At 49.3% G+C, this 6055-nt stretch carries 7 protein-coding genes; 1 reads left to right on the top strand and 6 read right to left on the bottom strand.

The window, feature by feature from the left end:
- Positions 1–7: 7 nt before the first annotated feature.
- The gene (locus IPL17_RS26290; RefSeq protein ID WP_345310054.1) at positions 8–574 is read right to left on the bottom strand and encodes a hypothetical protein; all 567 of its coding nucleotides are present in this window, start codon (positions 572–574) and stop codon (positions 8–10) included.
- Positions 575–764: 190 nt separating this feature from the next.
- The gene (locus IPL17_RS26295; protein WP_345310055.1) at positions 765–1682 is read right to left on the bottom strand and encodes a quinate 5-dehydrogenase; all 918 of its coding nucleotides are present in this window, start codon (positions 1680–1682) and stop codon (positions 765–767) included.
- Positions 1683–1894: 212 nt separating this feature from the next.
- On the opposite strand from IPL17_RS26295, the gene IPL17_RS26300 reads away from it, so the two are divergent.
- A complete protein-coding gene (locus IPL17_RS26300) occupies positions 1895–2818 on the top strand; it encodes a cation diffusion facilitator family transporter (protein ID WP_345310056.1) in 924 nt (307 codons plus the stop codon).
- 34 nt (positions 2819–2852) lie between these two features.
- On the opposite strand, the gene IPL17_RS26305 is transcribed toward IPL17_RS26300, so the two are convergent.
- The 4 genes from IPL17_RS26305 to IPL17_RS26320 form a co-directional block, all read right to left on the bottom strand.
- Positions 2853–3347 (bottom strand): tetratricopeptide repeat protein, encoded by a 495-nt coding sequence (locus IPL17_RS26305; RefSeq protein ID WP_345310057.1) that lies wholly within the window; start codon positions 3345–3347, stop codon positions 2853–2855.
- A 25-nt stretch (positions 3348–3372) separates the two neighbouring features.
- Positions 3373–4194, bottom strand: a complete 822-nt coding sequence (locus IPL17_RS26310) for an ATP-binding cassette domain-containing protein (RefSeq protein ID WP_345310058.1) — start codon at positions 4192–4194, stop codon at positions 3373–3375.
- A 26-nt stretch (positions 4195–4220) separates the two neighbouring features.
- Positions 4221–5375, bottom strand: coding sequence for an ATP-binding cassette domain-containing protein (locus tag IPL17_RS26315; RefSeq protein WP_345310059.1), 1155 nt, complete (start codon positions 5373–5375; stop codon positions 4221–4223).
- A gap of 151 nt (positions 5376–5526) precedes the next feature.
- Positions 5527–5868: a GNAT family protein gene (locus tag IPL17_RS26320; RefSeq protein ID WP_345310060.1), complete on the bottom strand. Its 342-nt coding sequence runs from the start codon at positions 5866–5868 to the stop codon at positions 5527–5529.
- Positions 5869–6055: the final 187 nt, after the last annotated feature.

Genomic DNA, 6055 nt, shown 5'->3' on the forward strand with positions numbered 1-6055 from the left:
ATGCAAATCATGGATTGGGATATGCCGTTATGGGTGTTGTTGTAACAGCGGTCTGTGTAGAACTGGGAAATGTTGTAGCACCAATTAGCGGCGTTGCAATAATGGCAGTTGCAGGTGTCGCAGTAATGTCGGTCAATGCCGGGACGCCGGCTGGAGTCCAAACTATAAATGCCGCGACAACAACTTTTCCGCGAGCGAGCAGGGTATTATTTTCAACATCATAAACTTCAAGCTCAATGGATTCCCCCAGCGGTGTACGCGGTCCTGTGCAATACACACTCAATGGGGCTGCTTCCGACGGGTAACAGGAATAATCATAGGAAATCCCTCGATTCAGCCCTTTCACGTAGAAAAGGGGATAATCATCACCTGTCAACTGGAAATTGATCGCCATTAGACCAGGATCGGTCGCCACAAATGTAATAATACAAAGCTCACCTAAGTTCTGTCCGCACAAAGTAATATCTGGCACAAGTGAATTGGTTTTATTTAATCTTCCTCGAACAACAAGGACAATGATCAACAGTGATACCAACAGGGTGCCTAGAATAATAAAGAGTCGTTTTCTTTCCATTTTTACCTCGTTAATTTAATCTTCCATTTTCAAACAATGTTCATCTTTACAAAAAACCATAAGGTCCGAAAAAGCGAACGATACCGCCAACAGAAATATACGCAGTGAATTTTCTCATAATCAGTCATCTGTAAATCTTATTCTATCATTTCCAAGCGAAGCCGATTTATTTAATTCAAACAAAGTGATATCAATTAAGCACTTCTATATTCGGCTCCATGGGGATCCGATCGATAAGATCCATGAAATCAACATTGGTTACTTCAGATTGCGGTTTATCCATCAGAGCCAGAAGGGTTGCCTCCATTACGTTGGTACCAAAACTGCGTCCTGCCAGTCGCGGCGTGACCGTGACCAGAATATGCAGATTGCGTTTTTGCAGTTCTTCCACATTTTGGGCTGTAGTTGTATTCGTCACAACAATCTTCCCGGTCAGGTCATCGGGCATGTACTGGCGTATCTGTAAAAAGTCGCCTGCGATGACTTGCGAGCGCTGATAGTATTTTGTCCATTTGGGCTGCGGGGGTTTGTCCTGTTCTGACCCCAGCGGATAGAGCCACGCGAACGGCAGTTGTGTCACGACAGGCAATAACACGCCCGCCAATAGACGGGCCGCACTGATCGTTCTAATTGCAAAAGGCAGTCCGAGCGCGAACATGAAATCCCCAAAGGTGACATCCAGCCCCGCATCGACCATGGCATTGCCCATGCTATATCTTTCGACAACGGTTGTGATCAATGCGGGCAGTCCTTTCAGGGATTTACCTTCCTTTTCATTCAAATACTTTTCAAGATATTCAAAGGCGCGTTTTTCCAATATACCTTTTACGCCATTTCCATCCCCGACCTTGCTGATCTTAATCGCATTACGGATGCGCCTGACATCGCGAAAATAATAGCGCTGATCTTCGACTCCCAGATAGAACTCAACTCCGCCTGCGCCAAAGGCATCCACTTTGCCGTCCATGTCACGGTAGCGCTGAATGGCTCTGTTGAAGTCTCCATTTGTGCCCTGTCTTGAAATTTCACATTCCTGCCCAAGAAAAGTGTGACGTGTGGTGTGGTTTCGTGATGATGACCCCACGCTGATGGAAAGTATTTTCTTCACCCGCGCCTCCGATAGGTAGAGATGGGCTATTTTATCAATAATCCAAACATCATAGAAAAATGATTTCGTGACATTCATCCATTATAAAAATTCATGGTTGCAGGTATGATTTCACCTTCGGCGCCAGAATCTCAAAGTCGTAGCCGCGCCAAATCCCCAAAGCGGTCCAATTAAATTACGACAGGCTGCCTCATTAAAAAGTTGAGGAAACCATGTCTGCTACCCATACTCATAGTAATAATAAAGATCTAGCGCTAACCCGTTACGCGTGGCTCTCCATCAGCGCCGCGTTGATCACCATTGTTCTAAAAACTATCGCCTATCTATTGACAGGCTCTGTCGGCTTGTTGTCAGATGCTTTGGAAGCCATCGTCAATTTGGTCGGCGCGGTGATCGCGCTGAGCATGTTGATCATTGCCGCATTGCCGCCGGATGACAGTCACATGTACGGACATAGCAAGGCGGAATATTTCGCCAGCAGCGCGGAAGGTGTGCTGATCTTGATCGCGGCCGGCGGGATTATTTGGACCGCCGTTGAAAGACTGCTGGCACCCAGGGAACTGGAGCAGCTTGGTATCGGTTTGGTGGTGTCCATGCTGGCATCACTGGTCAACCTGACTGTGTCACGGATCTTGATCTCCACTGGAAAAAAACGTAACTCCATTACGCTCGAAGCGGACGGACATCACCTGATGACCGATGTGTGGACTTCTGTGGTGGTGATCGGCGGTATCGGAGTTGTGGCGGTCACAAAATGGTATATTCTCGACCCGATCCTCGCCATTCTGGTGGCGCTTAATATCATTTGGACGGGGATTAAACTTTTGAAACGTTCCGTCGCAGGATTTATGGATGCCTCACTTCCTGCGGAAGAACAAAAGCTTGTGGAAGATGTGATCGCCAGATATCAGGAGCGCGGCGTGCAGTTTCACGCCATCCGCACACGACAGTCTGCGGCCAGACGATTTGTCTCTGTGCATATGCTTGTGCCCGGTGATTGGAGCGTGCATGATGCGCATCACATTGCCGAGGATTTTGAAAGCGATGTGCGCGGTCAATTAAGTGACACGATCGTTCATACCCATCTCGAACCGCTGGATGATGAAATATCCATCAATGACATTAATGAGAAGTGATTCGATAAAAAAAGCCAGAGAAGATCTCGCTTTTTTATTTAATCCCATTTTTATTCAGGTCATCCGCATAAAAAAGAATGGCGCGTTCATAATCTATTATTTTCTCATCTGAGGTTGTTTCTGCAACGATCTTGATCAATGAGCTAACGGCCTCGTGATGTTCGCCCAGATTGTAAAGTGTCATCGCGAGAAATACTTTCATTTCATTTGCGTCAGGGAATTGACTCAGTCCGGCTTGCAGGATCTTTTTTGATTCGGCATATTGTCCCAATGTACGATAGGTACTGCCCAGCCCCAGATACGCGCTGCGCAGATCAGGCTCTGGAAGGTCATTTTCAATGGCAGCAAGATAATATGGGATGGCTTCCTTCTCCTGCCCAATGTAATCATACACACAAACTGTTTTATATTGGACAACCGGGTTCATTGGGAATTCTAAAGCAAGCCGTACCAGCAATTCACGCGCTTTCTCGTGCTGGTCTTTTGCGCGTAATTTATCAGCTTCCATAAGTATAAATATCAAATCCATGGAGACTCCACTATGCCTTCTTTGGTTACTGCAAAGCTTCCCACTCTGCCAATTTCACATCCATCTCTTTTTGAACTCGATCATAATCCTTTGCCAGCCTGATAACTTCGGCGGCATCTCTGGGCGGGTTTGCCAACTTATCGCTAATCTCGCCAAGTTCTGTTTCAAGTTTGGATATCTTGTTCTCAAGTTCCTGCTTTTGCGCGTTCTTTTTTCTTTCTTCCTTGGAACTTGCCGGCTTGGCTTTGCGGGTGTCTGTCACAACAGGCGCTTCACGCTCGACTTGAAGCGTAGCCCGGCGAGCCAGATCCTTTTCGCGCTCTTCCCTTAATTGAGAATAGATGCCCTTGAAGATGACAAGATGTGATTCGTCCGTGTCAATTTCCCAGATTTGGGTCGCGATGGCATCCACAAGATAACGGTCATGCGTGACCAGCAGGATCGTGCCTTGATAATCGTCCAGCACAGCTTCAAGGATTTCCTGCGAGGGGATATCCAAGTGGTTGGTGGGTTCATCGAGCAGTAATAAATTTGTATCCTGCAAGGCGAGCTTGGCCAGAGCGAGACGTCCGCGCTCGCCGCCGGAAAGCATGGATACCATCTTGAAAGCGTCGTCGCCAGAGAATAAATATTTTCCGAGATATTCGCGCGCCTTTTGCGGCAGCCAGTTCGTCGCGCCGATGATCTCATCGATCACGCTCTTTTTCGGGTCGAGGCTTTCGTGAGCTTGCGCGAAATACCCAATGTGCAGACTCTCTCCCAGGGTAACCTCACCAGCCAACGGCGGGATCTGACCGAGGATCGTCTTCAGGAAAGTTGATTTACCTGCGCCGTTCGGTCCGATCAAGGCGGCACAGTCGCCGCGCCTCAAATCTATGTTTGGAGATGAGAATAAAAACTTGTCAGGAGAATCCCACTTTGAGATTTTCCGTGCGGATGACCATGTCGCCCGAGCGTGCGGCTTGTGCGAGGCGCAGATGCAAATTGGGCAGCTGGCGCACTGGCGACTGCAGGGCGTTGATGCGGCGTCCCGCTTCCTCGACGCTGAGAATGGAAGTGGTGACGGAAATTTCGCCGGCGGTCTCGCTCCATTTTTTGTTTGAGCGCGGCTTCCATGCCGATCTGTTCGATGGCTTGAATGATGCGCGAGAGGCGCTTGAGTTTGCCTTTGGCCTGCAACACATTTTGCCCCGCCACGTTTTTGCGGATGTATTCCATTTCCTTTTGCAGCTTTTCCTTTTCGCTGTCGAACACTTCCTGACGACGCGCCATGCGTTCGGCGCGTTGTTTTAAATAAGCGCTGTAATTGCCGCGATAGGTTTCGGTTGCGCCGGGAAACATTTCCAAAATTACGTTACTGGCTTTATCCAAAAAGAAACGGTCATGCGAAATGATGATGGCCGCGCCTTCCCATTGACTCAAATATCCTTCAAGCCATTCGACGGCGGCGATGTCCAGGTGATTGGTCGGCTCATCGAGCAGGAGCAGGTCGGGGTCTTCGAGCAGGAGGCGCGCGAGAAATCCGCGCGTGCGCTGTCCGCCCGAAAGATGATCAAGGTCAAGTTGATAATCTTCTTCGCTGAATCCCAGCCCTGTCAACACCTGGCGAATTTTTGTAGTGTAGGTATAGCCGCCGCCTCGCTCGAATTCTTCTTGCAGCTTACCATAGCGTTCCATCACTTCTTCCGCTTGCGCAGGGTCAGACATCAAGCCTTCAAGGCGATGCAACTCTTCCTGTTCTGCTTTGAAATGATCGAAGACGGATTCGCAAGCCGTCCAGATCGTTCCTGTCATTTGAAAATCTGCTTCCTGCGACAGATACCCGATTCGGACTCCGCGTGTGCGGGATACTGCTCCCGAGGTGGGTTCGTCAGTGCCGACGAGGATGCGCATGAGCGTGGTCTTGCCGATCCCGTTTGGCCCGACAATGGCCATGCGCGCGCCTTTGACCACGGAGAAGGATACCCCGCTGAAAATATCAGTGGGGCCGTATGATTTTGCGAGTGAACTTACAGTGATGAGAGACATATTTTCCGATTTCGAATTTGAACGCCCCGTATTATAAGACCCACCCCCCCCCCCGCGAAAACATAGTTGTTGCTATTCAATTTGGTAGAATTGGGACTCCTGGCTGCGCCTCACTGCGTTCGTTGCCGTGCAGGTGTGCGGGCGGAGGGGGTCATTTCACAATTGCATAAATATAACTATCCCGCGGTTCATCGCTGATATTCGGATGAATAATATACTTTCGCAGCAATCCCTCGCGCTGCATGCCTGCTTTTTCCATCACGCGCTGTGATGCGATATTGTCAACGCCGGTTGTGGCAAAAACCCTGTAAACATTTGGTTGTTGAAAAGCCCAATCGATAATGGCTCTGACAGTTTCGGTCATATAACCCCTGCCTTGAAATGACTTATTCACCACATACCCCAGTTCCACCCTGTGACCTTCAATACGCAGTTCGATCCTCCCGGTCAAGCTCCCATTTTTAATGCGATCGTGAAGGGAAGCGGATATCACACCATCCCACGCGGCAATCCCACTCTTGCCCTAGGACTATCTGACCAATGTTTTCATGCGGACGCCGGGTAGGAAATGTAGCTTCGGGGTCTTGCCCCAGCCCGAAAGACAGGGGCGCAGCTACTCCCTTCGCACGGCTTGCGCGAGGATGGGACGTTCGGTTTCGATGCTGCTCAGGCGGTTTCAT

Source organism: Candidatus Villigracilis saccharophilus (assembly GCF_016711665.1).

Bases quoted from the DNA above. Each gene is read 5' to 3' on its own strand.
- IPL17_RS26290 (WP_345310054.1), bottom strand. From the start codon at position 574: ATGGAAAGAAAACGACTCTTTATTATTCTAGGCACCCTGTTGGTATCA.
- IPL17_RS26300 (WP_345310056.1), top strand. From the start codon at position 1,895: ATGTCTGCTACCCATACTCATAGTAATAATAAAGATCTAGCGCTAACC.
- IPL17_RS26305 (WP_345310057.1), bottom strand. From the start codon at position 3,347: ATGGATTTGATATTTATACTTATGGAAGCTGATAAATTACGCGCAAAA.
- IPL17_RS26315 (WP_345310059.1), bottom strand. From the start codon at position 5,375: ATGTCTCTCATCACTGTAAGTTCACTCGCAAAATCATACGGCCCCACT.